Here is a 25,107-nt window from a genome sequence, read left to right on the forward strand (position 1 = left end):
CTGATACGGACTCCGATTGAATGGGCTGCAAAGCCCGTTCAATCCGAGCGGATGCGACTCGGAGAGCTGCCCCGCAGAGCAGGAGCCGGGCGGGTTCCGGACGTGGAGCCGGCAATCCGGTGAACTTCCGGATTGCCGGCGAAACAAACGGAATCCGTATGAGCCCCGATCCCGTTTTCTTCTACCGGACCGCGCACCCGTTCTCGAACTTTCACCCCAGCGTGTTCACGGAGGGCGGCGTCACCTATCACTGCGCCGAGCAGTACCTGATGGCCCGCAAGGCCGCGCTGTTCGGGGACGAGGCGACCCGCCGGGCGATTCTGGAGGCCCGCACGCCCGGCGAGTGCAAGGCGCTGGGCCGCCGTGTGAGCCCGTACGACGATGCCCGCTGGGCGCAGGAGCGGTTCGGGGTGGCGCTGGACATGCTGCGTCTGAAGTTCGGGCAGAACGCGCCGTTGCGGTCGGTCCTGCTGGCGACCGGCGAGGCGGAACTGGTGGAAGCGGCCCCGAACGACCGGATCTGGGGCGTGGGGTTCGGCGAGCAGGACGCTCCCGGCGCGCGGCAGGCGTGGGGGGAGAACCTGCTGGGCCGCGCGCTGATGGCGGTTCGCGCGGAAATGACCCGTGACGGTTCGCTCAAGGGCGCGTGACGGCGGCCTGAAGGGTGCTGTCATGGGGCGGCCATGTTCGCGGCCCAGACTGCCCGCATGACCAAGATGAATGCCGGAGAGATCAGCGACCGTATCGCCCGGAACCTCAAGGCCCGCCTGGAGCAGAGCGGCGAGCATCTTCAGGTGAAGGACGTGAACGGCGAGCACGTGGGAACCGTGGACCACATGGACGGCGAGCGCGTGAAACTCACGAAGAGCGACAGCGCGGATGGGCAGCATCACTACCTGAGCCTGGATCAGGTGGAGAGCGTGGACGACGTGGCGGTATACCTGAACGTGGAGCGCAGCGTCATCGCGTGACCCGGTCCTGAACCCCCGGTGGGCGGCGTGGCGAGCAGGTCACGCCGCCCTGTCCGTTGGCGCTGTCCCCGCTGGCTGTGGGGACTGGCTGTGGGGGGTGGGCACTGAACGTTGGGGTGAGCTGAAGCCTTGCTCAGGGTGCCTGAAGGTCCCGCTCAGGCGGGCGCTGCGGGGCGGGCCTAGGGTGGAACGGTTCGACGTCGTATGACCCGCCGCCAGATGGCCTTAGGTCCCACAGCCCACCCCGCCCCTTTTGACCGGAGGTTTCATCATGCCCACCATTCAGACCAAGCACACCCTGGCCCCGCAGACCGAGCTGTACTACGAAACGTACGGCGAGGGCCGTCCCGTCGTCCTGATTCACGGGTGGCCGCTGTCGGGCCGCATGTGGGAGGGCCAGATCGACGCGCTGCGGCACGCCGGGTATCAGGTGATCGCGTACGACCGCCGTGGCTTCGGCCAGAGCGGCAAGACGGCCACCGGGTACACGTACGACGTGTTCGCCAGCGACCTGAAGGACCTGCTGGAGGGCCTGAACCTGACCGACGTGACGGTCGTGGGCTTCAGCATGGGCGGTGGCGAGGTCAGCCGCTACGCCGGGCTGTTCGGCACCGAGCGCCTGCGCAGCGCGGCACTGATCTCCTCGGTCGCGCCGTACCTGCTGAAAACCACCGACAACCCGGACGGCGGCATGACCGAGGCCGACGTGGAAGGCATGGTGCAGCAGGTGGCCGCCAACCGTCCGCAGTTCCTGGCGGGTTTCACGAAGAAGTTCCTGAACTGGGACGAGAACGGCCGTCAGCTGGGCGACGAGTTCCTTGACTTCACGGCCAGCCTGTACTTCCAGGCGTCCCCGGTGGCGACCCAGGAGTGCGTCCGGGCGTTCGGGATGACCGACTTCCGCGCGGACCTCGCGAAGCTGACGGTGCCGCTGCTCGTCGTGCATGGCGATAAGGACCAGATCGTGCCGCTGGAGGCCAGCGGTCAGCGCGTGCCGCAGTACCAGCCGAATGCGGAGCTGCACGTCATGAAGGGCGCGCCGCACGGCCTGAACGCCACGCACGCCGAGGAGTTCAACAGGCTGCTGCTGGAGTTCGTGGCCCGCTGAGCGATGGCTATAGCCTCCCGCTGACACGGGACGGGAGAGCCGGTCGGGACTGTTCCTGACCGGCTCCTGTTCGGTACCGGTCCATGAGCAGGAGCGGCGGCCGCGCCTCACCGGATCAGGGCGGGCCCCCCGCGACCGGCATATTGGAAACAGTTCCAAAAGTGTTTATGCTGTCAGGGTATGCCGCAACCCGACCCCTTCCGGACGCTGCTGGCCGGTCAGCTTCGTCAGGCCTTCGACGACGACCGCGACGCGGACACCTTCCTGCTGCGCCTCGACCGCTACGGCCCGGAACTGACGGCCAGCCTCCAGGCGGTGTACGGCGACGCCGCCCCCGCCCTGATGGACCGCCTGCTGGAACTCATGCTGCACGCCTACCACGCCCGCCCCGCCGACCTGAAACGCCTGGACGAGGCCCGCCTGCTGCGCCCGGACTGGCTCCAGGCCCCCAGCATGCTCGGGTACGTGGCGTACACCGACCGCTTCGCCGGAACCCTCCGGGGCGTGCGCGACCGTCTGGACTACCTGCAGGACCTGGGCGTCACGTACCTGCACCTGATGCCGCTGCTGCAACCCCGCCCCGGCGAGAACGACGGCGGGTACGCGGTCGCCGACTACCGCGCCGTGCGCAGCGACCTGGGCAGCATGGACGACCTGTCCGCCCTGGCCGCCGACCTCCGGGCGCGCGGCGTGAGCCTCGTGCTGGACCTCGTGCTCAACCACGTCGCGCAGGAGCACGGTTGGGCACAGAAAGCCCGCGCGGGCGACCCCACGTACCGCGAGTACTTCCATGTCTTCCCGGACCGCACCGCCCCCGACGCCTACGAACGCACCCTGCCCGAGGTCTTCCCGGACTTCGCGCCCGGCAACTTCACCTGGAACGAGGAAGCCGGCGGGTGGGTCTGGACGACCTTCAACACCTACCAGTGGGACCTGAACTGGAGTAACCCCAGCGTCCTGGCCGAATTCGTGGACATCATCCTGCACCTCGCCAACCGGGGCGTGGAGGTCTTCCGCCTGGACGCCATCGCCTTCATGTGGAAACGCCTGGGCACCGACTGCCAGAACCAGCCGGAAGTGCATCACCTCACCCAGGCCCTGCGCGCCTGCGCCCGCATCGTCGCGCCCGCCGTGGCCTTCAAGGCCGAGGCCATCGTCGCGCCCGCCGACCTGATCCACTACCTCGGAAGCGGCTCGCACCACGGACGGGTCAGTGACATGGCGTACCACAACTCGCTGATGGTGCAATTGTGGAGCAGCCTCGCCAGCCGCGACACCCGCCTGTTCGCCGAGGCGCTGCGCGTCTTCCCGCCCAAACCCACGAACACCACCTGGGGCATGTACGTCCGCTGCCACGACGACATCGGCTGGGCCATCAGCGACACCGACGCCCACCGCGCCGGACTGGACGGCGCCGCCCACCGCCACTTCCTGAGCGACTTCTACAGCGGCGAGCACCCCGGCACCTTCGCGCGCGGCCTGGTGTTCCAGTTCAACCCGCAGACCGGCGACCGCCGCATCAGCGGCACGGCCGCCAGCCTCGCCGGCCTGGAAGCTGCCCTGGACGCCGGCGACCCCCGCCGCACCGACGACGCCGTGCGCCGACTGCTGCTGCTGCACGCCGTCACCCTGGGCTTCGGCGGCTTACCGCTGCTGTACATGGGCGACGAACTGGCCCTCCTGAACGACCATTCCTTCGCTGACCTTCCCGAACACGCCGCCGACAACCGCTGGGTCCACCGCCCCCGCATGGACTGGGAGCGCGCCGCCGACGCCCACACCAACCCCGGCACCCCGCACGGCCGCGTGAACGCCGGACTGCGCCACCTGATCGCCGTCCGCCGGAGCCTGCCGCACCTGCACGCCAGCGTCGAGAGCCGCCCCGTCCACAGCCCGGACCCCTGCGTGCTACTGCTGCGCCGCGACCACCCACAGGGCGTCATGCTGGCCGCGTACAACTTCAGCGAACACACCATCGACCTCCCCACCTGGGCGCTGCGCGACCACCTGGGCGACCACGCCCGCGACCACATCGCCGGCACCGCCTTCAACCTGGGCGGCGGCACCGTCACGCTCGAACCGTACCGCGCGCTGTGGCTCACGCAGAGCTGAACTGATACGGACTCCGATTGAATGGGTTGCAAAGCCCGCTGGGTCCGAGCGGATGCGACTCGTAGAGCTGCCCCGCAGAGCAGGAGAAAAACGGGTTCCGGACGTGGAGCCGGCAGGGGCGGTGAAGTTCCGGATTGTTGGCGAAACAAACGGAATCCGTATGAAATCCGGTGCGCGGCCCCTGGTGTTTCCGGGGGCCGCGCATCACTCTCGATCCGCCCCCTCATCTTCAGACCGGCCCGGCAGGGGAGAAGACCACCGGTCGTGCCGGAGTTGCGGCTTACCCCCGCGCCCGCCTGCGCTACGCTGCGCGGCATCCCACTGCTGTACCGGAGGTTCCCATGATGCGACTTCAGACCGCTGCCCGTTCCGTGCCCGCCGTTCCTGCCGGGGTCATGGCCGCCGGATCCGGACTCTGCCCAGCGTCATAGTCCGGAGTCCCGGCGCGTCCCACTGACCCGGCCACTGCCCCGAGGTCACCGTATGTCCACTGCTTTTACCCTTGAGGTCGCCACGCCCGACACGCTGGCCGACATTCACGCCTTGCACCCCGACCCGATCGAGGCGGCCCGCCGGTTGACCGTCACGCAGGAGCGCGTGCGGGCCGGTCAACTCGATCCGGCGCGGTTTCTGCTGCTGCGCGCCGGTGGTGCCGTGCAGGGCGTGTGCTTCGTCGGACCGAACGCCCGCGCGCCCCTGTTCCCCACCTACCGCGCGGACACGCCCGCCGGCGCCCTGACCGCGTTCCTGCGTGAACTGCGCCGCCGTGTCTCGGAGACCCCCGACCGGCAACTGCTGCTGGACGACACGCTGGTCACGCCGCGCCCGGAGGAGGCGGTGCAGGCCGGCTGGGTGCCCGACTCGCAGCATGTGATCTACGGCACGGACCTGCGTGGCCGGCCCCACGCGCCCGACCCGGACGTGACGGCCGTCAGTCCGGACGAGCCCGGCGTTCCGGAGGCCCTGCGGGACCTGGGCTGCCCGGACTGGGAGGCCACCGAGGGCTGGACCCTGCACGCCCTGCGCCGGGAAGGTGAAGTGCTGGCTCTCGGCGCGACCGGCCCCGGTGGCCGCCCCGGCGAGGCGGGCCTCGACCTGATCGGCGTGCGGCCCGCGCAGCGTGGGCACGGGTACGGCGCGCGGCTGCACGCGCACCTGCTGGGCGTGGCCGCGCAGACCTTCGCCTCGCATACCGGCGGCACCGACGCTGGCAACCACGCCATGCGCCGCACCTTTGAACGCAGCGGCAGCGCGCTGCTCAGCACCCAGCAGTACTACCGGCAACACTGAGCCGTCCGCCTTTCCCCTTGACCCTCCTGCGGGCGCTCGCGTATAGTTCTCTCTTGGTCAAGTGGGGCAGGGCGACCAACGGCTTCCAGCGAGAAGCGGCCCGAACCCCAGACAGAAGCGCCCGCCAGCGGGACTGCGACTGGACTACTCAAGGAGGGCACCATGCCCAAGATGAAGACTCTGAAAAGCGCCTCGCGCCGGATCAAGATCACCGGTACGGGCAAGGTCATGGCGTTCAAGAGTGGCAAACGCCACCAGAACACCGGCAAGAGCGGCAACGAGATCCGCGGCAAGGGCAAGGGCTTCGTGCTCGCCCAGAGCGAATGGGCGCGCATGAAGAAGATGCTGCCCTACGGAGGTAAATAATGCCTCGCGTCAAGACCGGCATCGTCCGCCGCCGCCGTCACAAGAAGGTCCTGAAGCGCGCCAAGGGCTTCTGGGGCAGCCGCAGCAAGCAGTACCGCAACGCGTTCCAGACCCTGCTGAACGCCGCGACCTACGAGTACCGCGATCGCCGCAACAAGAAGCGTGACTTCCGTCGCCTGTGGATCCAGCGTATCAACGCCGGCGCCCGCCTGCACGGCATGAACTACTCCACCTTCATCGGTGGCCTGAAGCGCGCGAACATCGACCTGAACCGCAAGGTCCTGGCCGACATCGCCGCCCGCGAGCCCGAGGCCTTCAAGGCCCTGGTCGAAGCGGCCAAGAACAGCAAGTAAAACGGCTGACATGAGCGCCGCCGCCCTTCCGGAAACGGGGGGCGGCGGTGTTCGTGTAGTTCAGGGTTGTCCCGGTTCGTCCTGAAAGATGTCCTCGATTGGGACGCCGAACAGTCGGGCGAGTTTGAAGGCCAGGGGCAGGCTGGGGTCGTACTTGCCGGTTTCCAGGGCGTTGATGGTCTGGCGGGACACGTCCAGCGCCTCAGCCAGGGCGCCCTGGGTCATGTTGCGTTCGGCCCGCAGGACTTTCAGCCGGTTGTTCATTCCGGGGCCTGCGTGTCCCGGCGGGTCAGGAGAGCGTGCGTGCCGGCCAGGGTCAGCCAGCCCAGGTACGACAGGCTGATCAGGGCGGTGGCCGGGACGGTTTCGTGGGGGCTGGCGGCGCTGATCAGGGCGGTGAGTGTCAGGGCGGTCAGCGTGACGCCCAGGGCCACGGCGGCGGCGATCAGCAGGACATGACGGCCGTACTCGTCGCTGTCGCGGTAGTGGAAGCTCAGGCGTGCGGCGTCCAGGAGTGGAATGGCGGCCATCAGGGCGGTGGCGGTCAGGTTGACCTGTCCGCGCGGGCCCAGCATGAGGGCTGCCAGGATGCCCAGGGCGCACGCGCGCCGGTCAGGGTGGCCAGCAGGGTCTGGTGCCGGGCGTGGCGGCGGGTGCGGGTCACTGGCGCAGGTCGCGGGCGACGTTGCGGGCGGCGATGACGAGCAGGATGGCGGCGGTGGCGACGGTCAGCCAGTAGGCGAGGTGGGTGACGGTTCCGGCGTGGGGGTGGCTGCTGGCCTGGCCCATCAGGAACAGGGGCGCGCATGAGACGGCGACGAGGGTCAGGAGCTGGCGGGTTGCGGGGGTCAGGTTCTCCATGTCATCTCTCCTTGTCTTTAGGTCAAGCTTACTTGACCTAAGAGTAAAGGATGCGCGACATGGTGTCAAGCATGCTTGCCTTTCGTGGGCTTTCTGCGGTGCGCCCAGACCAAAGAAGTGGCGGGCTGTGAGGGGAATCCCCCCCCGACAGCCCGCCGCCGTTGACCCGCCCGCCGCTCAGGGTTCGAAGGTGTCCTGGAAGGCGTAGCGGTCGCCGCGCACCCAGTAGTTGACATAGCTGGCGCGTTTCTGGCCGCTGTAGGTGGTTCGGCGGAGCAGGAACGCGGCGGTGCCGATGGGGACGCGCAGCAGTTCGGCTTCCTCCTGGCGGAGGTTGACGGCTTCGAGGTTCTGTTCCACCCGTTGCAGGGGGACGCCCATGCTGATCATGGTTTCGTGGATGCTCTCGGCGGCGAGGTTGTGGTCGAGCAGCTGTGGGGCGAGGGCCGCGTTGATGTAGCGTTTCTCGATGACCAGGGCTTCGTCGCCGGCGTTGCGCAGGCGGTGGATGAAGATGACGGGGTCGCCGGGCTGGATCTGCAGCACGATGGCGATCTCGGGCGTGGCCTCGATCTGCATGGCGCGCAGGACGGTGGTGCGGTGATCGGGGTGGCGGGCCCATTCCTTGAAGGGCCGGACGCGGAACATGCCCTGGCGGAAGCGTTTGCCGGTGGGGAAGGTGCCGGCGCCCTGCACGCGGTAGACGTAGCCTTCGCGTTCCAGTTCGTCGATGGCGCGGCGGGCGGTCATGCGGGACACTTCGAATTCGCGGGCGAGCTGCGGTTCGCTGGGCAGCGGGAGCCCTTCGGCGTAGTGGCCGCCCAGCAGGCGGTCTTTCAGGGTGGTCTTGATAAGCGGGTACTTCGCCATGCATCCCTCCGGGTGTCCGCTGGCGGGCGGAGCCACGCTCATCTTAAGGTTAGTGTCAGAAGTACACAAGCTTGTCTAGCTGTCACGCGGGGCGGTACAACGCTCGTTAGGCAGCCTGTCATGCGCCACGCCCTGCCGCTACACCCGGATCAAAAAGACTGAAAAAACGCCTTCAGCACACCATCTGCAAGGTCGGGTGTGCCGCGTCCGGCTTCAGCCGCCGATGTGCGACATCTCGACCTTGGCGCGGGCCGCGACCGTCACCTCGCCCCGCTCCTCACTGTACCGGTCGCGGCGGGCCGCCCACACCCCCGCGATCAGGTCCCGCAGGGCCGCGTCCGACAGGGGCGCCCCGCCCGGCTCGCTGCGCATCGGGCCGCGCAGGTCCGTGCCGCTGCCCGCGAACAGGCAGGTGTACAGCGTCCCCACCGCCGAGATCCGTGCCCGCGAGCAGTCCCCGCAGAACGGCGCGGTCACCGAACTGATCAGTCCCACCTCGTGCCCCTGCCCGTCGGTGTGGCGCGCGGCCACCTCTCCCCGGTACTCGGGATTCACCGGCGCAAACCGCCCGTCGTCGCCCGCCAGTCGCGCCAGCACCTCGCGGCTGGGCACCACGCTGTCCATGTTCCAGCCGTTGTGGTTGCCCACGTCCATGAACTCGATGAACCGCACCGGCGCCAGATCCCGCAGCGCCAGCCACAGCTCACGCAGGCCCGCGTCGTTCACGCCGCGCTGCACGACCGTGTTGATCTTCACGCCCAGGCCCGCCGTCAGGGCCGCCTCGATGCCGTCCAGCACCTTCTGCGGGTGGGTGCCCAGGCCGTTCATGCGCCCGAACACCTCGGGGTCCAGGCTGTCGATACTGACCGTCACGCGGTTCAGGCCCGCCGCCTTCAGGTCGGCCGCCATGCGCGGCAGCAGCAGCCCGTTGGTGGTCATGGCCACGTCCTGCACACCCCCGATCCGCGACAGGCGCCCGATCAGGTCCGGCAGGTCGCGCCGCAGCGTCGGCTCGCCGCCCGTGACGCGCAGCTTGCGCACACCCAGTGCCACGAACGCACTGGCCAGCCGCTCGATCTCCTCGAAACTCAGCAGTTCGGTGCGCGGCAGGAAGGCGTACTCCGGGCCGAACACCTCGGCCGGCATGCAGTACGTGCAGCGCAGATTGCAGCGGTCAGTCACGCTGATCCGCAGGTCACGGAGGGGACGCCCCAACTGGTCGACGAGCATTGACCCGCAGCATACCCGCCCAGGGGTTGGGAATTGGCGGGAACACCGCCATTCGGGCGCCCACCCACAGGCGCGGCCCCCGGACACTCGGGACCGGGGGCCGCGCACTCAGGCGAGAAGGGCTACAAGCTCTGTGGTCAGTGAATCTGCGCGGCTCCGGCGCCGCTGGGGTACCGCACGCCTTCCACGAGGTCCTGCGTGGCGGCGGGTGGCGGCGGCGTGAGGCGGCTGACGATCAGCGCGACCGTCACGTTCAGCAGCATCCCCAGCGTCCCGATGCCCTGCGTGCTGATGCCCAGGAACAGCGCGTCGGGCGTGCCGCGCCCGCCCAGCGTGGGCGTGAAGTTCACGATGTACACCAGCGTGAAGCCCAGCCCCACCAGCAGGCCCGCCATGGCGCCCTGCCAGTTCATGCGCTTGTCGAAGATGCCCAGCACCAGCAGCGGGAAGAAGCTCGCGGCGGCCAGCCCGAACGCCAGGGCCACGACCTGCGCCACGAAGCCCGGCGGGTTGATCCCGAAGTACCCGGCCGCGATGCTGGCGAAGCCGACCGTGATCCGCCCGGCCAGCAGGCGCGCGGCCTCGCTGGCGTTCGGGTTGATCAGCTTGTAGTAGATGTCGTGCGCGACCGCCCCAGACACCGTGATCAGCAGGCCCGACGCGGTGGACAGCGCGGCGGCCAGACCCCCGGCGGCCACCAACGCGATGATGAACGGACTGAGGTTCGCCACCTCCGGCGTGGCGAGCACCATGATGTCGTTGTCGATGGTCAGTTCGTTGGCGCTGTCGGCGTTCGGGGTCTTGTCGGCGTTCAGGGCGTTGCCCGGACGGTACTGGATGACGCCGTCGCCGTTCTTGTCGGTGAAGCTCAGGAGCTTGGTGGCCTCCCAGGTCTTGAACCACGCGGGCGCCTCGGCGTACGGGCGGTCGTTCAGGCTGCCTATCAGGTTCGTCTTGGCGAACACGGCCAGCGCGGGCGCGGTCGTGTACAGCAGCGCGATGAAGCAGATGGCGTAGATGGCGCTCGTGCGGGCGTCCCGCACGGTCGGGGTGGTGTAGAAGCGCGTGATGACGTGCGGCAACCCGGCCGTGCCGACCATCAGGGCCATGGTGATGCAGAAGATGTCCAGCGTGGAGCGGGTCTGCGCCGTGTACGCCGTGAAGCCCAGTTCGCGTTGCAGGGTGTCCAGGTCGCCGACCACGTTCAGGAACCCCAGCTGCGGCAGCGGGTTCCCGGTCTGCTGCAGGCTGATGGCGATGCTGGGAATCAGGAACGCCAGGATCAGGACCACGTACTGCGTGACCTGCGTCCAGGTGATGCCCTTCATGCCCGACATGGAGGCGTACAGGAACACCATGAACACCCCGATGATCACCCCGGTCGAGATGTCCACCTGCAGGAAGCGGCTGAACACCACGCCCACGCCGCGCATCTGCCCGGCCACGTACACGAACGAGATCAGGATGGCGGTCAGGGCCGCCAGGGCCCGCAGGGCGTCCGAACCGTAGCGGTCCCCCACGAAGTCCGGCACCGTGAACTTCCCGAAGCGCCGCAGGAACGGCGCGAGCAGCAGCGCCAGCAGCACGTACCCGCCGGTCCAGCCCATCAGGTACACCGCGCCGTCGTACCCCATGAACGCGATCAGGCCGGTCATGGACAGGAACGACGCGGCGCTCATCCAGTCGGCGGCGATGGCCATGCCGTTCCACAGCGGCGGAATGCCCTGCCCGGCGATGTAGAAGCTGCGGGTGTCCTTGACGCGCGTGGCGAAGGCGATCCCGATGTACAGGCCGAAGGTGACGGCCACCAGGATGTAGGTCCAGACCTGAACGGACATTATTCCTCCACCCCGTACTGGCGGTCCAGGGCGCGCATGCGCGTGGCGTAGATGGCGATCAGCGCGATGAACACGTAGATCGCGCCGTTGTGCGCGATCCAGAAGCCCAGCGGCGCCTCACCGATCCGCACGCTGTTCAGGGCGGGTGCGAACACGATGCCCATCAGGTACGCGACCACGAACCACACGGCCAGCAGCGTGAGAATGAGGCGGATGGTGGCGCGCCAGTACGCCTGTTTCTGTTCACTGACCGGAGCGCTGACGGGGGGCGGGGAAGCCGGGGGGTTCGTCATGTGTCCTCCTGATCGGACGGTCACGGCGGGCCTGCTGACAGGAAGCGGCGGCGCGCATGGGAATGCGGGCAGGGCGCGCGTCAGGGCACACTGGGCTGAGATTGTCCGTGAAAGCACAATAGACCGGACCCGGCCCGCGCGGCAAACCGTCCTGCACGGAGGAACACAATCACTGCACCCGGTCTAATTTTTCAACGTTAAGCGGTCAGGCCGGCGCGCCCCCCATCCGTTCCCCTGACCGCCCGCCCGGCCGGATGGACACACCCCGCCCCAGCGTGCTTGACTGCCCCCACACCCCCACCGCACCACCAGCCCCCTCCCGGAGGTTCCGACATGAACACCGCGCCCCCCGCACCCCGCCGCGCCGCCCACCCCGGCCGCTGGCTGCCGCACCTGCAATTCTGGCTGGGCCTGAACGCCGCGCTGCTCACCGCGACCCTCCTGACCCGCGCCCTGAGCACCGGCGCGCCCCCCCTCACGCCACGCGGCGTGCTGCTGTGCCTGCTGCTGACCGCCGTGGGGTTCGCGCTGGGCCTCGCCTACGGCCGCTACTGGCCGCTGCCGCCCGCCCCGTTCACCCGGATCGCCCGGACGCTGCTGTTGGCCGTCCCCACCGTGGGCCTGTCCCTGGCGCTGGGCCTGCTCCTCAGACCCGAGATCAGCGCCCTGGTCCTGGCCCTCGCCGCCTTCCTGGGCGCGCAGTGGCGGCCCGCGCCCGGCCCCATTCCCACACAGCCCGGCCCCACACAGTCCCGCTGAGCACACGCCGCTGACCGGGCGCCCCGCACGGAAACCGGCGTGCACCGGGCGCCCGCCGGGGCTAGCATGGCGCGCGTGACCGCCCTGACCCACGCCGCCCGCGCCTACCCGACCGGTTTCTGGGTGCTGTGGTGGGGCACCCTGCTCAACCGCCTGGGCGAGTTCGTGGTGCCGCTGCTGGGGTTCTACCTGACCGCGCAGGCGCAGCTGAACGTCACGCAGGTCAGCGTGATCCTGGCGATGCTTGGCCTGGGGCGCTTCGTCTCCGAGGGCCTCAGCGGGCCGCTGACCGACCGGCGCGGCCCGGTCTTCACCATGATCCTCGCCCTGAGCGGCGGGGCCGTCATGATCCTGGCGCTGTCCGTGGCGCAGGGCTTCTGGTGGACGGCGGCGGGCGTGCTGGGCTTCTCGCTGCTGTCGGCGCTGTACAAACCTGCCGCGAGCACCGCCGTCGCGGAACTCACGCAGGGCGCGCAGCGCACCCGCGCGTACAACCTTCTGTACTGGGCGATCAACGTCGGGGCCGCCACCGCGCCCGTGCTGGGCGGTTGGCTGGCCGGGCGGTCCATGCGGCTGCTGTTCTGGCTGGACGCCGCGACCATGGCCGCGTACGCGTTGCTGCTGGCGCTGCTTTATCCCCGCACTGCCCGGCCCGCCCGGAGCGCCGCGGCGCGCGCCCGCTCGTTCCTGCCCCGCGACCTGCTGCTGTGGCAGTTCTGCCTCGCCTCGCTGCTGTTCGGCCTGACGTACCAGAGTTACAAGGTGCTGGCCGTGGTGTTCGCGCAGCAGGGCTTCAGCGCCGTGCAGTATGGACAGGTTCTCGCCGTGAACGGCGCCCTGGTCGTCCTGCTGGGCCTGCCCCTGGGGCACCTGATCGCCCGCAGTGGGCACCCGCGCTGGCAGGTGCTGGGCGCCGCGCTGCTGGGCCTGGGTTTCCTGGGACACGCCGTGGCGCACACGCTGTGGGCGCACATGCTGGCCGTCACGGTCTGGACTGCCGGAGAGATCATCGCGTACGGCATCAGCAAGACGATCATCAGCGAACTCGGCCCGCCCGCTCAGCGCGGCACGTACATCGGCCTGGTGGGCAGCATGGCGGGCCTGGCGACCCTGCTGGCCCCGCTGCTGGGCGGCGCGCTCCTCCAGTCTCTGGGCGCGGGCGGCATGTGGGTCGTGATCGCCGGACTGGCGTTCATGGCCGCGCTGCTGCTGCTGGCCCTGGAAGGCCGCGTGCAGGGCCGCCTGCTTCAGCGGGAGCAGGAAGCCCGGACCTGAACCGGGCGAACCGCAACCCCATGAACTTGAACCGGGTGCAGTACCGGCACGGTACCCGCGCCCCCGTTCCATCCGGATTCCCACCGAACGCGAGTACAGTGACGGCACACACAACCCGAGTGTTCCTGTCCGGTGCGCCCGCGCACCCTGCCCCCGCCGTTCCCGGAGGTCCCCCGCATGTCCCAGCCCCACACGCCCGCCAGCGACCACATCGACGCCCTGCTGCACGAGGAGCGCGTCATCGCGCCCAGCGACGACTTCCGCGGGAACGCACGCTACTCCGCCGGGGAGTACGAACGCCTGTACCGCCAGAGCCTCGACGACCCCGACACCTTCTGGTCGGACGTGGCCGGGCAACTGCACTGGTTCACGCCCTGGACGCAGGTCCTCGACTGGCAACCCCCGCACGCGCAGTGGTTCGTGGGCGCCCGCACGAACGTCGCCTTCAACGCCCTGGACCGCAACGTCGCGCGCGGCCTGGGCGACAAGCGCGCCATCGTCTGGGAAGGCGAGGACGGCGAGGTCCGCACCTACACCTACGCCCAGCTGCTGCGCGAGGTCAAGAGGGCCGCGAACGCCCTGCTGGCCCTGGGCGTGCAGCCCGGCGACCGCGTCACCCTGTACCTGCCCCTGGTGCCCGAGGCGGCCATCGCCATGCTCGCCTGCGCCCGCATCGGCGCGGTGCATTCCGTGGTGTTCGGCGGGTTCTCGGTCAGCGCCCTGGCCGACCGCCTGAACGACGCGCAGAGCAGGGTGCTGATCACCGCCGACGCCGGGCAGCGACGCGGCGCCCTGGTGAACCTCAAGGCGAACGCCGACGCCGCCGCCGCGCTCGCACCGGGCCTGGAGAAGATGCTGGTCGTGTGCCGCGCCGACTGCGACGCCCCCATGCAGCCTGGCCGGGACGTGTTCTGGCACGACGCCCTGAACGCCGCCAGCGACGACCACGACGCCGCCCCGCTGGACAGCGAGCACCCGCTGTTCATCCTGTACACCTCCGGCAGCACCGGCAAACCCAAGGGCGTGCAGCACACCACCGGCGGGTACATGGTCGGCACGTACCTGACCACCCAGGCCGTGTTCGACCTGCGCGACGACGACGTGTACTGGTGCACCGCCGACGTCGGCTGGATCACCGGCCACTCCTACAGCGTGTACGGCCCCCTCCTGAACGGCGCGACCGTCGTCATGTACGAGGGCGCCCCCAACCACCCCGACTGGGGCCGCTTCTGGGACATCGTGCAGAAACACCGCGTGACCATCCTGTACACCGCGCCCACCGCCATCCGCGCCATCATGCGCCAGGGCGACGACCTGCCCGCCAGCCGCGACCTGAGCAGCCTGCGCCTGCTCGGCTCGGTCGGGGAACCCATCAACCCCGAAGCGTGGATGTGGTACTGGCGCACCATCGGCGGCGGACGCTGCCCGGTCGTGGACACCTGGTGGCAGACCGAGACCGGCTCCATCATGCTCACCACCCTCCCCGGCGCGCACCCCAGCAAACCCGGCAGCGCGGGCCTGCCCATGTTCGGCATCGAACCCGCCATCATGACCCACACCGGCGAGGAACTCGGCCCCGACGACGGCGGCCTGCTGGTCATCAAACGCCCCTGGCCCAGCATGCTCCGCACCGTGTACGGCGACGACGAACGCTACCGCAAGAGCTACTGGGGTGAAATCGAGGGCGTGTACTTCGCCGGGGACGGCGCCCGCCGCGACGCGGACGGCTACATCACCGTCACGGGCCGCGTGGACGACGTCCTGAACGTCAGCGGCCACCGCCTCGGTACCATGGAGATCGAATCCGCCCTCGTCGCCCACCCCAGCGTCTCCGAGGCCGCTGTCGTCGGCCGCCCCGACGACGTGAAAGGCGAATGCGTCGTCGCGTTCGTCCTCCCGCAGGGCGACCGCACCATCGACCCCGCCGAGTTGCGCGCCCACGTCAGCCGCGAGATCGGCGCGCTCGCCCGCCCCGACGCCATCTACGTCGCCGACGCCCTGCCCAAGACCCGCAGCGGCAAGATCATGCGCCGCTTCCTGCGCCAGATCGCCGCCGGAAAAGAAATCCAGGGCGACACGAGTACCCTCGAAGACCCCGGCGTGCTCGACCGCATCGCCGCCACGCAACCGGTCTAGCCCACGTCGCGCCGCCCCCGCCCCACGCGGGGGCGCGCCGCATTAACCCCGGATTGCGCCCTGACCTGCACACTGCCCAGCAGCAGTCCCCCAGGAGGCACCCCATGAACGAGCACCCCAGCCAGAACCACGACCTCGAAGACGACGACGCGCCCGTCGGCACTGTCCTGGGCCGCCGCGCCGCCCTGCGCCTGCTCGGCCTCGCCGGCGGTGCGGCCGCTGTGGGCGGCCTCGCCCTGGCCGGCGGTGCCGGACGCCCCCCCGGCCCGCCCCCCAGCGGGCCCGGCGGCCCCGGCGGCACACCCCCCGCCAGCGGCAGCATGGGCACCAGCGCCGGAACCAGCGGCGCCCAGAGCCTCCCCGCGTGCATCGTCCGCCCCGCGCAGACCCAGGGTCCCTACTGGGTGGACGAGAAGCTCAAGCGGCGCGACATCCGCGCCGACACCAAGACCGGCAAGGTCCCCCAGGGCGTCCCCTTGACCCTGCACTTCGACGTGTCCCGCATCGGCCTGAATCAGTGCGAGCCCCGCGCGGGCGTCATCGTGGACATCTGGCACTGCGACGCGCTCGGCGCGTACAGCGACGCCAACGACCAGGGCTACAACACCAAGGGCCAGAACTTCCTGCGCGGCTACCAGACCACCGACGCGCAGGGCAAGTGCAGCTTCACCACCATCTTCCCCGGCTGGTACGCGGGTCGCGCCGTGCACATCCACTACCGCCTACGCACCCTGGACAGCGCCGGGAAGGTCAACGGCGACTTCGTCTCACAGCTGTTCTTCCCCGAAGCACTGATCGCCACCGTGCACGCACAGGCGCCCTACAAGCAGAAAGGCACCCGCGACACGCCCAACGCCACCGACAGCATCTACAAGAACGGCGGCAACCAGATGATGCTCACCACCAGCGGCGACGTGAAGACCGGGATCGTCGGCACCTTCAACGTCGGTCTGAACGTCGGCTGACCCCCGGCACGGGCGCCTACCGGAGTCCGGTTCACGTGGCGCTGATCGTGTACTCCGGCGCGCCCGCCCGCAATTCCAGGTGATCCCCGCACCACAGCGGGTGCAGGTCCACGCTGGCCGTGCGGCCCCAGCGCGCCCCATCATGCGCGGCCCGGACCGTCAGGGTGGCCGTGCCGCTGGGTTTCGCGGACACCTGATACGGACTCCGATTGGACGGGCTGCCAATTCATCCGAGCCAAGCGAGAAGGAGAGAAGCGGGTTCCGGATTGTCTGTGAAACAGACAGAACCCGCTTCACGGAGCCAGGGTCCAGACCAGCAGCTGCGCGGCGTCCTGAATGGGGAAGAGGTGGGGGGAAACCTCCGCCTCTTCGCCGTACGTGCCCAGCAGGAACCGGGCGTCGTCAGCGGTCACCGTGAGCGGGCAGGTGAGGGTTACTGCGGGTTTCGGCGGCGTGTCCCCCGGCGCGAGGGGCTGGCCCAGCGCCGCCCAGGTAGCCCGCAGGTGCGCCGGACCGTGCGCCGCCGCCCACACCTGCCCGCCGGGCCGCAGGACGCGCCGCGCCTCCGCCAGCGCCCGCGCCGGATCGGGCAGGTGCGCCAGGACCCGCACGAACAGCACCACGTCGAAACTCGCATCCGGGAACGGGAGCGCCTCCGCGTGCGCGGGCTGTACGCCCGGCCCCGGCGTGGGATCGACGCCCACCACCCGGCCCCCGTGCCCCCGCCGCGCCAGCTCCCGCACCAGCCGACCATCCCCCGCCCCGACATCCAGCACGTCCAGGGTAGGGGAGAGGCGCAGCGCGTCCAGCAGCACCCCCTCGGGCCAGGGCTGCCCGCACCGACGCGAGAGCCACGCATCACGCGCCCGCAAACGGGCGGAGGCAGACGCCGGGTGCCCCCCAGCCATCTGCCTCCGACCATCCGCCATGGGCGTTTACATTTCCATCCGGGTTTTCAGGAAGTTCGTCATGACGGCTCCGCGCTTGTAGAACGGGTTGTCCATGATCTTCACGTACAGCGGGATGGTGGTCTTGGGTCCCTGGATGACGGTTTCTTCCAGCGCGCGTTTCATGCGGGCAATGGCCTGCTCGCGCGTGTCGTGGTGGACGATCAGTTTGCCGATCAGGCTGTCGTAGTGCGGGGGGATCACGTAGCCGGTGTAGCAGTGGCTGTCCACGCGCACGCCGGGGCCGCCGGCGAAGTGCACGTCGTCGATCTTCCCGGCGGCCGGGCGGAAGTCCTTGTCGGGGTCCTCGGCGTTCAGGCGGCACTCGATGGCGTGCCCGCGCAGCACCACGTCCTCCTGCTGGAGTTTCAGGCCGTACCCGGCGGCGATCTCCAGCTGCAACTTCACGAAGTCCAGCCCGGAGATCTCCTCGGAGACGCAGTGTTCCACCTGGATGCGGGTGTTCATCTCCATGAAGTAGTAGTTCCCGTCGCGGTCCACGATGAACTCCAGCGTGCCCGCCCCGGCGTAGTTCACGTGCTTGGCGAGGCGCACGCCCGCCGCGAGGATCTCCTGACGTAGCGTGTCCGGCAGGGTGCTGGGCGCCTCCTCGATCAGCTTCTGGTTGCGCCGCTGAATGGAGCAGTCGCGTTCGCCGATATGGATAACGTGGCCCTGCCCGTCGCCCATGACCTGCACCTCGACGTGCCGGAATTCCTCCAGGAACTTCTCCATGATGATCGCCGGATCACCGAAGTACAGCCGCGCTTCCTCCTGCGCCTGCGCGAAGCCCCTGGCGAGTTCGTCCTGCGTGCGGATGACCTTCTGGCCGCGTCCGCCGCCGCCCGCGCTGGCCTTGAGCAGCACCGGGTACCCGATCTGCTTGGCGGCCAGCAGCGCGTCGTCCACCGTGTCCAGCACGCCGGTGCCCGGCACGACCGGCACGCTACTCAGCGCGGCGATCTCGCGGCCACCGGCCTTGCTGCCCAGGGCGCGCATGCTCTCGGGCGTCGGCCCGATGAACGTGATGCCGTGCTCGCGGCACATCTCCGCGAAATCCGGGTTCTCCGCCATGAAGCCGTAGCCGGGGTGAATTCCCTCCGCGCCCGTCATCAGCGCCGCCGAGAGGATGTTCGGGATGTTCAGGTACGACTGGTTGCTCGCGGGCGGCCCCACGCACACCGACTCGTCCGCCAGCAGCACCGGCAGGCTCTTCTCGTCCGCCGTGGAGTACACCACGACCGTCTTCACGCCCATCTCCCGCGCCGTCCGGATGACGCGCAGGGCAATCTCGCCACGGTTGGCGATCAGGATCTTCTTGAACATGAACTTCGCTCCTTGCAGATGGCAGAAGGCTCAGGGCCGGATGGCGAGAGCGCAGACGCGAGGTGGCCTTCTGCCTTCTTCCATCGGCCTTCCGCCTCTTACTCGATGATGAACAGCGTCTGGCCGTACTCGACGGGTTCGGCGTTCTTCACGAGGATCTCGCGAATGGTGCCGCCCTGCTCGGCTTCGATCTCGTTCATGAGCTTCATCGCCTCGATGATGCACAGCACCTGCCCGGCGGCCACGGTGTCGCCGACCTTCACGTAGGGGGCGGCGTCGGGGCTGCTGGACGCGTAGAAGGTTCCCACGATGGGCGCCTTGACGGGCGTGCCCTTGCTGGCGGGTTTCTCGGCGGGCGCCTCAGCGGGCGTGGGGGCTGGAGCGGGCGCGGCCTGTGCGGGGGCGCTGTCCTGCATCTGCGGGGCAGGCGCGGCTTGCTTGGGCATGGCGGGCGCGGGCATGGGCGCGAACGCGGGGGTGCCGGCGGGCATGGGAGCCGGGGCGGGTGCGGGGCCGGTCAGGGGCGCGGGGGCGGCGAAGGCCTGCGGGCCGCGCTTGAGGCTCAGGTCGAAGCTGCCGGTACGCAGGCTGAATTCGCGCACGTCGGCGTACGTGAGGGCATCGAGAATCTGTTTCAGGTCGTTCGGGTTCATGGCCCCTCCTTGAAGTTCTGGTGTGCTGCGGTGACGCTGCCCTCAATCATGACGGCTGGGGGGCAGCAGGGGGTGTCACCGCCTGCCTAACGCTCGTTTGGCTGAACCGAGTCTAACGGAAAAGGCGAGGGCCGCCCCCCGCACTGCTGGGAAGGCGGCCCTGCACACACCGTTCAGGCGCGGCTGAGGTAGGCGCCGGTCCGGGTGTCGACCTTGACCAGCGTGTCCTGCTCCACGAACAGCGGCACCTGCACGACGGCGCCGGTCTCCAGCTTGGCGGGCTTGGTGCCGCCCGAGGCGGTGTCGCCGCGCAGACCGGGGTCGGTCTCCACGATCTTCAGGATCACCTGGTTCGGCAGGGTGATGCTCAGGGCCTTCTCGCCGTACATGGCGACCTCGATCTCGGTGTTCTCCTTCATGAACTTCGCGGCGTCACCGACCAGCGCGGGCGGCAGCGTCACCTGCTCGAAGGTCTCCATGTCCATGAACATGAAGTCCTCGCCGTCCTTGTACAGGTACTGCATGGTCTTGCCTTCCACGTAGATGTCCTGCAGCTTCTCGCCGCTGTTGAAGGTGCGGTCCACGATCGCGCCGGACTCCATGTTGCGGAACTTCGTGACGACCTTCGCGCCGCCGCGACCCATCTTCAGGTGCGAGTAATCCAGGCATTCCCACAGGCCGCCGTCCATCTCCACTTTCGTGCCGTTGCGCAGTTCAGTAACGCTGATCATGTCATTCTCCTTTTTTTCCCGCCGGGGCCGCCTCCGCACCCCCCCGCCGGGCAGGGGGACGCCGGGAGCCGCGCGGCAACGCATAGGAGTCTAGCAGACCCCCCCACGACCCTTCCACCGGGGCGGGCGCGTTTGCTATGCTGTCACGGTTGCACGTCCGCCCCCGCCCCCGGACCCCCGGCGCGCGGCGAGAGCGAGGCGGCGAAGAACGCCAAGGAGAGAGCACATGGAACTGAACGCCAAACCCCGTAAGAGCCAGGAAAAACTGGCCGAAGGCATGATCCCCGCCGTCGCCTACAACAAGGAGAACAACGTCTCCTTCGCCATCGACCGCAAGGCCTTCGACCGCGCCTTCCGCACCCAGAGCACCACCGGCCTGTTCGACATCACCGTCGAAGGCGGCGAGACCTTCCCCGCGCTCGTCAAGACCGTGCAGATGGACAAGCGCAAGCGCACCCCCATCCACGTCGACTTCTACATGGTCACCTACGGTGAACCCGTCGAAGTGAACGTGCCCGTGCACACCACCGGCAAGAGCCAGGGCGTCGTCATGGGTGGCCTGCTCGACATCGTCGTGCACAACCTCGCCGTGATCGCCCCCGGCCCCCGCCGCATCCCCCAGGAACTCGTCGTCGACGTGACCAAACTCGCCATCGGCGACCACGTCACCGCCGGCCAGATCAAACTCCCGGAAGGCGTGAAGCTCGCCGGTGACGCCGACCAGGTCGTCATCAGCGTGCTGCCCCCCCGCCTCAGCGACGGCGAAGCCGCCGCCGAGCAGCAGGCCGCCCAGGTCGCCGGCATGGTCGCCAGCGGCGACATCAGCGAGGAAGCTGCCGCCGCCGTTCTGGAAGGCGAAACCAGCCTCGAAGAAGTCAAGGGCGACGACACCACCGAAGCCTGAACCCCGCACCACAGCGCCGCCCCCCTCCCCACACCGGAGGGGGGCGGCCTTGCTGTGCAGCCCCCCAGGCCCACCACCACGCCCACGCCCGTCTGACCGTCCGCCGGGCCATTCATCAATGGTGCGGACACTGTTCAAGCGCCAGAGGGGACAGGCATGGAACACGTCTTCTGTGACGCCATTCCTGCTCACCCCCTCCCAGCCTCCCCCCTCAAGGGGGAGGGGCAAACACGGCGTGTCCATCGCTGGTCTGCCCTGAAGTGATGAACCTGTCCGCACCCTTGTTCATACGGACTCCGATTGAATGGACTGGGCTGCCGGACGTGGAGCCGGCAGGGGCGGTGACGTTCCGGATTGCCCGCGAAACAAACGGCAGTCCGTATCAGCCGTCCGGGCTGCCCTGCCGGGCCGCGACCAGCTCCGGGCGGCACGAAAAAACCGCCCCGTGAGGGGCGGCCGGTCGGGTGAACGTCAGGGCTGGCCGGGCGTGACCGGGGCAGGAACGGCCGGTTCGGTGGGGGCCGGTTCTGTGGGCGCCGCATCCGTGGGCGCGTCGGTGTCAGGCTCCGCCGGGGCGTCCGTGGGTGGCTCCACCGGCGCGGTCTCGTCGGGCGCGGCCTCTTCCGGGCTGCTCTCTGCGGGAGCGGCTTCAGTCGGGCCGGCCTCGTCGGTCGGGCCGGCCTCGGTGGGGGCGGCGCCCGGCACGCGCGACAGGGACACGACGGTCACGCCGAAGGACTCCCGTCCGCTCAGTTCGAACGCCTGCCCGTTACGGGACAGCAGGACACGGTCGGCCGCCGCAGACTCCCCGGCCGCCGCGTACCCGTCGGCCTTCAGGGCTGCCAGCGTGCGGGCCATGACGTCCCCGGCCTCCCCGGCGTACACGAGGGCCTCGCCCAGCACGGTCGGGACGGTCTTCAGGACCTCCTCGCCGTCCAGGACCGGCACCTTCACGCTGCCCGGCTCGGGCAGGCTGCTGACCGTGGGCGCCGCGTCAGCCGGTTCCTGCACGGGCGCCGCGTCAGCAGGGGCAGCGTCAGTGGAGCTGGAGTCGGTGGAGGTGGGATCGGTGGGAGCGGCGTCCGGCGGGGTGGCCTCTGCCGGGAGGGGAGGCGCGGCCTGATCCGTGCCGGTCGCGGGCAGGCCCAGATTCGGGACGGGCGGGGCCGGCTCGGTGGTCGGCACCGTGATGGGCGCCGTGACCGGGGCCGTCTCTGCCGGAGCCGCGCCGGGCGGGGTCGTCTGGGCGAAGGCGGGCGCACCGGCCAGCAGGCCCAGGGTGAGCAGACCCAGCAGGGAGCGGGAGCGTGCAGGAACGAAACGGGTGGATTCAGTGGAACGCATGAGGCACCTCTTGATAGGCAGTGCCCGCCATGAGCGGGTCAGTGCGGAAAGTGAACGGGCCAGCCGGACGCGGCCGTTCCTGCCCTCCACCATGCGGGGCGGACCTGCGCCTTCCCTGCGTGAACGCTCAAGTCCGCCCGCCCGCTCCGCTCAGAGCCAGCCACGAAACCCCTCACGCGCCTCAGCTGGCCGTCAGGGACCCCTCACCCCATCGCCCGGCTGCCGCGCCGCCGCACGCGCCGCAGGGGACCCGCGTTACCACACCCGGCCCGGCCGGCGGATGGGCGCGTGTCCTCACGCCCGCAGCCCCACAGGCACGCATCACCGGCGGCCCCGACCCCGCCGGCCCTCATGGACCCGTCAGGAACCGCGCAGGCACGCGGCCCGTTCCGCCTGCGGCCGGCGACTGCACACCCGCGCCGCCTCCGTGAACGCCGGCAGCTGCCCGTCCATCCGCGCCAGCAACGCCTGAAAGTCCGGCACCATCGCCGCGTACGCCGCCACCGCCCCCAGCGATGCGTTGTTCACACCGCGCGCGAAGTAGGCGTCGTACCCCGCGTACCCGCCCCACGAGTCCTTCAGCGCCGCGTACCGGGCGTCCAGATCCGCCAGGACTGCCGTCTTTCGTTCCCGCCGTTCTGCCTCCGGCAACCCGGACTCGGCGTACAGCGCCTCCAGCCGCGCGCGGGCGCCGAGCAGCAACGCCTCGAACCCCGCCTGCCGCTCCTGGGCCAGCCGGTCCTGTTCGCGCAGCTCCGGCGTGCCGTGCGCGGCCAGCCAGCGGCGCATCCCTTCCTCCTCGACCGCCGTGGCGTACGACTCGTTGAACAGCGTGTCCCCCGGCACGTACAGCCCCGGATGCGCCAGCTCGTGAATCACCGTGCGGATCAGGGTTGCGTCCGGGTAAGCCAGCATGGTGGACAGCACCGGGTCCCGCAGGTACCCCAGCGTGGAGTAAGCACTCACGCCGCCCACGCTCACGTCCCGGCCCGCTGCGCGCCGCTCCTGCGCGTACGCCCGCGCGCCCGCCTCGGCAAAGTACCCCCGGTACCCCACGCAGCCCGCCACCGGGAAACACGACGTGTCCAGCGTCACACTGAACTCCGGCGCGGAGAACACGTTCCATACCACGAACGGACGCTCCACATCCACGAACTTCAGGAACGCCCCGTGATCTGGCAGGCCCAGCCCGCCCGCCGCCTCGGGCGCCACCGCGAACGCCCGCACGTCCGACACCAGCCGCAACTTGCGCCGCACCTCCGGCGGCGTGACCGGATCCGCCAGCGCCGCCTCGACCGGCCGCGCCCGCCGCAACAGGTCCAGCTGCCCGCCCGCCGCCTGCGACAGGTACCGCACGTCCGCGCAGCCGCTCAGGGCCGCCCCCGCCAGCAGCAACCCCGCTGCCCACGCCGCCCGCCTCACGCGCACCAGACCCTCATGGACCCAGTATGCGCCGCGCGGTCACCCACCTCCCTCCTGCCCACCGGCCCTCATGAAGGAACGCTGCGCGCCCCGTGTCCACTCCATGAACCCCGCCGCACCCGCCCACCCCACCCCGCCACGTAACGTGACCGGCATGCCCGACCAGAAGATGACCCAGCTGGCCCGCAAGATGCGCGGCCTGGACCTGTGCCTGATGACCACCGTCACCAGCGACGGCCACCTCGCCTCCAGACCCATGAGCAACAACGGCGAGGTCGAGTACGACGGCACCAGCTACTTCTTCACCTGGGCCGACTCCCGCACCGCGAAGGACATCGGGAAGAACAAGCACGTGCAACTGAACTTCCGCGCCGAGAAGGAATTCCTGTTCGTGGCCGTGCAGGGCGACGCCACCCTGACCACCGACCGGGACGCCATGCAGGAGCACTGGCAGGAGCAACTCACGCAGTGGTTCAAAGAAGGCCTGGACACGCCCGGCCTGACCATGATCGAAGTGAAAGCCCGGCGCGTGAACTGGTGGGGCGAGGAAGACGGCGAGATCGAACTGTAAGGATCACGCGCCTTCCCACACGGTCATGAACTGCTCCGGCGTCCAGCCCACCAGATCAGACACCTGTCCGTCCCCGACCTCCACTACGCGCCACACACCATCCGCGCGCCGGGCGATATCCACCGAGAAGAAAGGTGATGGGATGCGCCCCGCTACAAGGCGAACCAGTTCCGGCACCCCCACACCGTCCGCGCTGAACGCCTGGCCTGCCCTCACGAAGAACCGCGCCTCCGACGCCGGGTCCAGATCCTCCACGCGGCGCACGCACACCCCACCCTCAACCTGCCCCCGGAAGTGTGCCATGCGCTCCAGCAGTTCCCCGATCTGATCAGAGCGCGTGATGACGCTGCCCGCGCCGGTCTTCAGGGACTTCACGAAGTCCTTCACAAAAAAGCTGTCCCAGCCCAGCTGCTCTAACTGGTTCGAAAGGTCGCTAAGGTCCGTGAAACACACCGTTTCCGGCGTCACGTCCGCCAGGAGCGGCGCCCAGCGCGGAAGGTGATGTGCTGCCAGATACGCCTCTGGTGAGGTTATCACCCACGCACCCGCCCTCTGCACGGCCTCCGCAAATGCGCGGTAACCGGCACCGTCCAGCATCCAACCCCGGTACAGCACCGTTTCGCCCGACATCAGCGCCGGCCGGAACACCCGGTCACCATCAAGGGCACAGGTGGACACCGACCACCCCCGCCTGGCAAACGCTTCTGCCTGGGCGGCAAAGGTCTCATCGGGCTGACGAGGGTTGAAGTAATCCGCCGGGAACACGACGCGCATTCCGTCAG

At 69.5% G+C, this 25,107-nt stretch carries 28 protein-coding genes; 13 read left to right on the forward strand and 15 right to left on the reverse strand.

The window, feature by feature from the left end:
* Positions 1-158: 158 nt before the first annotated feature.
* The 7 genes from CBQ26_RS08125 to rplT all read left to right on the forward strand — a co-directional run bounded on the left by CBQ26_RS08125 (position 159) and on the right by rplT (position 6,200).
* Positions 159-650, forward strand: coding sequence for a riboflavin biosynthesis intermediates N-glycosidase (locus CBQ26_RS08125; RefSeq protein ID WP_172417991.1), 492 nt, complete (start codon positions 159-161; stop codon positions 648-650).
* A gap of 57 nt (positions 651-707) precedes the next feature.
* Positions 708-971, forward strand: coding sequence for a DUF2171 domain-containing protein (locus CBQ26_RS08130; RefSeq protein ID WP_229844085.1), 264 nt, complete (start codon positions 708-710; stop codon positions 969-971).
* Positions 972-1,242: 271 nt separating this feature from the next.
* Positions 1,243-2,079, forward strand: coding sequence for an alpha/beta fold hydrolase (locus CBQ26_RS08135; protein WP_088248155.1), 837 nt, complete (start codon positions 1,243-1,245; stop codon positions 2,077-2,079).
* A 180-nt stretch (positions 2,080-2,259) separates the two neighbouring features.
* On the forward strand, positions 2,260-4,191 hold the full coding sequence (locus tag CBQ26_RS08140; protein ID WP_088248156.1) for an alpha-amylase family protein: 1,932 nt from the start codon (positions 2,260-2,262) through the stop codon (positions 4,189-4,191).
* A 483-nt stretch (positions 4,192-4,674) separates the two neighbouring features.
* A complete protein-coding gene (locus CBQ26_RS08145; RefSeq protein WP_088248157.1) occupies positions 4,675-5,481 on the forward strand; it encodes a GNAT family N-acetyltransferase in 807 nt (268 codons plus the stop codon).
* Between the two features lie 162 nt (positions 5,482-5,643).
* Positions 5,644-5,847: a 50S ribosomal protein L35 gene (gene rpmI, locus CBQ26_RS08150; RefSeq protein WP_088248158.1), complete on the forward strand. Its 204-nt coding sequence runs from the start codon at positions 5,644-5,646 to the stop codon at positions 5,845-5,847.
* On the forward strand, positions 5,847-6,200 hold the full coding sequence (gene rplT / locus CBQ26_RS08155; RefSeq protein WP_088248159.1) for a 50S ribosomal protein L20: 354 nt from the start codon (positions 5,847-5,849) through the stop codon (positions 6,198-6,200). The genes rpmI and rplT overlap by 1 nt, the downstream gene beginning before the upstream one ends.
* A gap of 60 nt (positions 6,201-6,260) precedes the next feature.
* Here rplT and CBQ26_RS08160 read toward each other — a convergent pair whose 3' ends face one another.
* The 7 genes from CBQ26_RS08160 to CBQ26_RS08190 all read right to left on the reverse strand — a co-directional run bounded on the left by CBQ26_RS08160 (position 6,261) and on the right by CBQ26_RS08190 (position 11,292).
* Positions 6,261-6,464, reverse strand: a complete 204-nt coding sequence (locus tag CBQ26_RS08160; protein WP_088248160.1) for a helix-turn-helix transcriptional regulator — start codon at positions 6,462-6,464, stop codon at positions 6,261-6,263.
* Positions 6,461-6,775, reverse strand: a complete 315-nt coding sequence (locus tag CBQ26_RS08165) for a hypothetical protein (RefSeq protein WP_088248161.1) — start codon at positions 6,773-6,775, stop codon at positions 6,461-6,463. The genes CBQ26_RS08160 and CBQ26_RS08165 overlap by 4 nt, the downstream gene beginning before the upstream one ends.
* Before the next feature lie 85 nt (positions 6,776-6,860).
* Positions 6,861-7,061, reverse strand: coding sequence for a hypothetical protein (locus CBQ26_RS08170; RefSeq protein WP_088248162.1), 201 nt, complete (start codon positions 7,059-7,061; stop codon positions 6,861-6,863).
* Positions 7,062-7,238: 177 nt separating this feature from the next.
* Positions 7,239-7,931: a GntR family transcriptional regulator gene (locus tag CBQ26_RS08175; protein WP_078300785.1), complete on the reverse strand. Its 693-nt coding sequence runs from the start codon at positions 7,929-7,931 to the stop codon at positions 7,239-7,241.
* Between the two features lie 213 nt (positions 7,932-8,144).
* The gene (gene moaA, locus CBQ26_RS08180; protein WP_088248163.1) at positions 8,145-9,161 is read right to left on the reverse strand and encodes a GTP 3',8-cyclase MoaA; all 1,017 of its coding nucleotides are present in this window, start codon (positions 9,159-9,161) and stop codon (positions 8,145-8,147) included.
* Between the two features lie 137 nt (positions 9,162-9,298).
* Positions 9,299-10,999 (reverse strand): sodium:solute symporter family protein, encoded by a 1,701-nt coding sequence (locus CBQ26_RS08185; RefSeq protein ID WP_088248164.1) that lies wholly within the window; start codon positions 10,997-10,999, stop codon positions 9,299-9,301.
* Complete coding sequence (locus tag CBQ26_RS08190; RefSeq protein WP_088248165.1) at positions 10,999-11,292, reverse strand: DUF4212 domain-containing protein; 294 nt, start codon at positions 11,290-11,292, stop codon at positions 10,999-11,001. The genes CBQ26_RS08185 and CBQ26_RS08190 overlap by 1 nt, the downstream gene beginning before the upstream one ends.
* A 333-nt stretch (positions 11,293-11,625) precedes the next feature.
* Between CBQ26_RS08190 and CBQ26_RS08195 the strand changes: the two genes are divergently transcribed.
* The 4 genes from CBQ26_RS08195 to CBQ26_RS08210 all read left to right on the forward strand — a co-directional run bounded on the left by CBQ26_RS08195 (position 11,626) and on the right by CBQ26_RS08210 (position 16,427).
* Positions 11,626-12,051 (forward strand): hypothetical protein, encoded by a 426-nt coding sequence (locus tag CBQ26_RS08195; protein WP_088248166.1) that lies wholly within the window; start codon positions 11,626-11,628, stop codon positions 12,049-12,051.
* 66 nt (positions 12,052-12,117) lie between these two features.
* Entirely contained in the window at positions 12,118-13,326 is a 1,209-nt protein-coding gene (locus CBQ26_RS08200) for an MFS transporter (protein ID WP_088248167.1), read from the forward strand.
* 177 nt (positions 13,327-13,503) lie between these two features.
* Positions 13,504-15,462 carry an acetate--CoA ligase gene (acs, locus tag CBQ26_RS08205; protein ID WP_088248419.1) on the forward strand — a complete coding sequence of 653 codons (1,959 nt, stop codon included), beginning with the start codon at positions 13,504-13,506 and terminating at the stop codon, positions 15,460-15,462.
* 104 nt (positions 15,463-15,566) lie between these two features.
* Positions 15,567-16,427: an intradiol ring-cleavage dioxygenase gene (locus tag CBQ26_RS08210; protein ID WP_088248168.1), complete on the forward strand. Its 861-nt coding sequence runs from the start codon at positions 15,567-15,569 to the stop codon at positions 16,425-16,427.
* A gap of 31 nt (positions 16,428-16,458) precedes the next feature.
* On the opposite strand, the gene CBQ26_RS21825 is transcribed toward CBQ26_RS08210, so the two are convergent.
* From CBQ26_RS21825 to efp, 5 genes are all read right to left on the reverse strand, one after another.
* Positions 16,459-16,620, reverse strand: a complete 162-nt coding sequence (locus CBQ26_RS21825; RefSeq protein ID WP_172417992.1) for a hypothetical protein — start codon at positions 16,618-16,620, stop codon at positions 16,459-16,461.
* Positions 16,621-16,720: 100 nt separating this feature from the next.
* The gene (locus CBQ26_RS22805; RefSeq protein ID WP_280522579.1) at positions 16,721-17,242 is read right to left on the reverse strand and encodes a class I SAM-dependent methyltransferase; all 522 of its coding nucleotides are present in this window, start codon (positions 17,240-17,242) and stop codon (positions 16,721-16,723) included.
* A 120-nt stretch (positions 17,243-17,362) separates the two neighbouring features.
* Positions 17,363-18,700: an acetyl-CoA carboxylase biotin carboxylase subunit gene (gene accC / locus CBQ26_RS08220; protein WP_088248170.1), complete on the reverse strand. Its 1,338-nt coding sequence runs from the start codon at positions 18,698-18,700 to the stop codon at positions 17,363-17,365.
* Between the two features lie 98 nt (positions 18,701-18,798).
* On the reverse strand, positions 18,799-19,353 hold the full coding sequence (gene accB / locus CBQ26_RS08225; RefSeq protein WP_088248171.1) for an acetyl-CoA carboxylase biotin carboxyl carrier protein: 555 nt from the start codon (positions 19,351-19,353) through the stop codon (positions 18,799-18,801).
* A gap of 173 nt (positions 19,354-19,526) precedes the next feature.
* Positions 19,527-20,084, reverse strand: a complete 558-nt coding sequence (gene efp / locus CBQ26_RS08230) for an elongation factor P (protein WP_088248172.1) — start codon at positions 20,082-20,084, stop codon at positions 19,527-19,529.
* 226 nt (positions 20,085-20,310) lie between these two features.
* Between efp and CBQ26_RS08235 the strand changes: the two genes are divergently transcribed.
* On the forward strand, positions 20,311-20,988 hold the full coding sequence (locus tag CBQ26_RS08235) for a 50S ribosomal protein L25/general stress protein Ctc (RefSeq protein WP_088248173.1): 678 nt from the start codon (positions 20,311-20,313) through the stop codon (positions 20,986-20,988).
* A 471-nt stretch (positions 20,989-21,459) separates the two neighbouring features.
* Here CBQ26_RS08235 and CBQ26_RS08240 read toward each other — a convergent pair whose 3' ends face one another.
* Both CBQ26_RS08240 and CBQ26_RS08245 read right to left on the reverse strand, forming a co-directional pair.
* Positions 21,460-22,332, reverse strand: coding sequence for a hypothetical protein (locus CBQ26_RS08240; protein ID WP_088248174.1), 873 nt, complete (start codon positions 22,330-22,332; stop codon positions 21,460-21,462).
* A 360-nt stretch (positions 22,333-22,692) separates the two neighbouring features.
* Positions 22,693-23,760: an aminopeptidase gene (locus tag CBQ26_RS08245; RefSeq protein ID WP_172417993.1), complete on the reverse strand. Its 1,068-nt coding sequence runs from the start codon at positions 23,758-23,760 to the stop codon at positions 22,693-22,695.
* Between the two features lie 148 nt (positions 23,761-23,908).
* Here CBQ26_RS08245 and CBQ26_RS08250 point away from each other — a divergent pair, with 148 nt between their 5' ends.
* Positions 23,909-24,325 (forward strand): pyridoxamine 5'-phosphate oxidase family protein, encoded by a 417-nt coding sequence (locus CBQ26_RS08250; RefSeq protein WP_088248176.1) that lies wholly within the window; start codon positions 23,909-23,911, stop codon positions 24,323-24,325.
* A 3-nt stretch (positions 24,326-24,328) separates the two neighbouring features.
* On the opposite strand, the gene CBQ26_RS08255 is transcribed toward CBQ26_RS08250, so the two are convergent.
* A complete protein-coding gene (locus CBQ26_RS08255) occupies positions 24,329-25,099 on the reverse strand; it encodes an ATP-grasp domain-containing protein (protein ID WP_088248177.1) in 771 nt (256 codons plus the stop codon).
* Positions 25,100-25,107: the final 8 nt, after the last annotated feature.

Source organism: Deinococcus indicus (assembly GCF_002198095.1).
In the GTDB taxonomy this organism is placed as follows: Bacteria; Deinococcota; Deinococci; order Deinococcales; family Deinococcaceae; genus Deinococcus; species Deinococcus caeni.

Coding starts and splice junctions, on each gene's coding strand:
- CBQ26_RS08145 (WP_088248157.1), top strand. CDS start 4,675: ATGTCCACTGCTTTTACCCTTGAGGTCGCCACGCCCGACACGCTGGCC.
- CBQ26_RS08165 (WP_088248161.1), bottom strand. CDS start 6,775: ATGCTGGGCCCGCGCGGACAGGTCAACCTGACCGCCACCGCCCTGATG.
- CBQ26_RS08140 (WP_088248156.1), top strand. CDS start 2,260: ATGCCGCAACCCGACCCCTTCCGGACGCTGCTGGCCGGTCAGCTTCGT.
- CBQ26_RS08195 (WP_088248166.1), top strand. CDS start 11,626: ATGAACACCGCGCCCCCCGCACCCCGCCGCGCCGCCCACCCCGGCCGC.
- CBQ26_RS08190 (WP_088248165.1), bottom strand. CDS start 11,292: ATGACGAACCCCCCGGCTTCCCCGCCCCCCGTCAGCGCTCCGGTCAGT.
- CBQ26_RS08125 (WP_172417991.1), top strand. CDS start 159: ATGAGCCCCGATCCCGTTTTCTTCTACCGGACCGCGCACCCGTTCTCG.
- CBQ26_RS08250 (WP_088248176.1), top strand. CDS start 23,909: ATGCCCGACCAGAAGATGACCCAGCTGGCCCGCAAGATGCGCGGCCTG.
- rpmI (WP_088248158.1), top strand. CDS start 5,644: ATGCCCAAGATGAAGACTCTGAAAAGCGCCTCGCGCCGGATCAAGATC.
- CBQ26_RS08255 (WP_088248177.1), bottom strand. CDS start 25,099: ATGCGCGTCGTGTTCCCGGCGGATTACTTCAACCCTCGTCAGCCCGAT.
- rplT (WP_088248159.1), top strand. CDS start 5,847: ATGCCTCGCGTCAAGACCGGCATCGTCCGCCGCCGCCGTCACAAGAAG.
- CBQ26_RS08175 (WP_078300785.1), bottom strand. CDS start 7,931: ATGGCGAAGTACCCGCTTATCAAGACCACCCTGAAAGACCGCCTGCTG.
- accC (WP_088248170.1), bottom strand. CDS start 18,700: ATGTTCAAGAAGATCCTGATCGCCAACCGTGGCGAGATTGCCCTGCGC.
- acs (WP_088248419.1), top strand. CDS start 13,504: ATGTCCCAGCCCCACACGCCCGCCAGCGACCACATCGACGCCCTGCTG.
- CBQ26_RS08235 (WP_088248173.1), top strand. CDS start 20,311: ATGGAACTGAACGCCAAACCCCGTAAGAGCCAGGAAAAACTGGCCGAA.
- moaA (WP_088248163.1), bottom strand. CDS start 9,161: ATGCTCGTCGACCAGTTGGGGCGTCCCCTCCGTGACCTGCGGATCAGC.
- efp (WP_088248172.1), bottom strand. CDS start 20,084: ATGATCAGCGTTACTGAACTGCGCAACGGCACGAAAGTGGAGATGGAC.
- accB (WP_088248171.1), bottom strand. CDS start 19,353: ATGAACCCGAACGACCTGAAACAGATTCTCGATGCCCTCACGTACGCC.
- CBQ26_RS08240 (WP_088248174.1), bottom strand. CDS start 22,332: ATGCGTTCCACTGAATCCACCCGTTTCGTTCCTGCACGCTCCCGCTCC.
- CBQ26_RS08185 (WP_088248164.1), bottom strand. CDS start 10,999: ATGTCCGTTCAGGTCTGGACCTACATCCTGGTGGCCGTCACCTTCGGC.
- CBQ26_RS08130 (WP_229844085.1), top strand. CDS start 708: ATGACCAAGATGAATGCCGGAGAGATCAGCGACCGTATCGCCCGGAAC.
- CBQ26_RS08200 (WP_088248167.1), top strand. CDS start 12,118: ATGGCGCGCGTGACCGCCCTGACCCACGCCGCCCGCGCCTACCCGACC.
- CBQ26_RS08210 (WP_088248168.1), top strand. CDS start 15,567: ATGAACGAGCACCCCAGCCAGAACCACGACCTCGAAGACGACGACGCG.
- CBQ26_RS08170 (WP_088248162.1), bottom strand. CDS start 7,061: ATGGAGAACCTGACCCCCGCAACCCGCCAGCTCCTGACCCTCGTCGCC.
- CBQ26_RS08160 (WP_088248160.1), bottom strand. CDS start 6,464: ATGAACAACCGGCTGAAAGTCCTGCGGGCCGAACGCAACATGACCCAG.
- CBQ26_RS08135 (WP_088248155.1), top strand. CDS start 1,243: ATGCCCACCATTCAGACCAAGCACACCCTGGCCCCGCAGACCGAGCTG.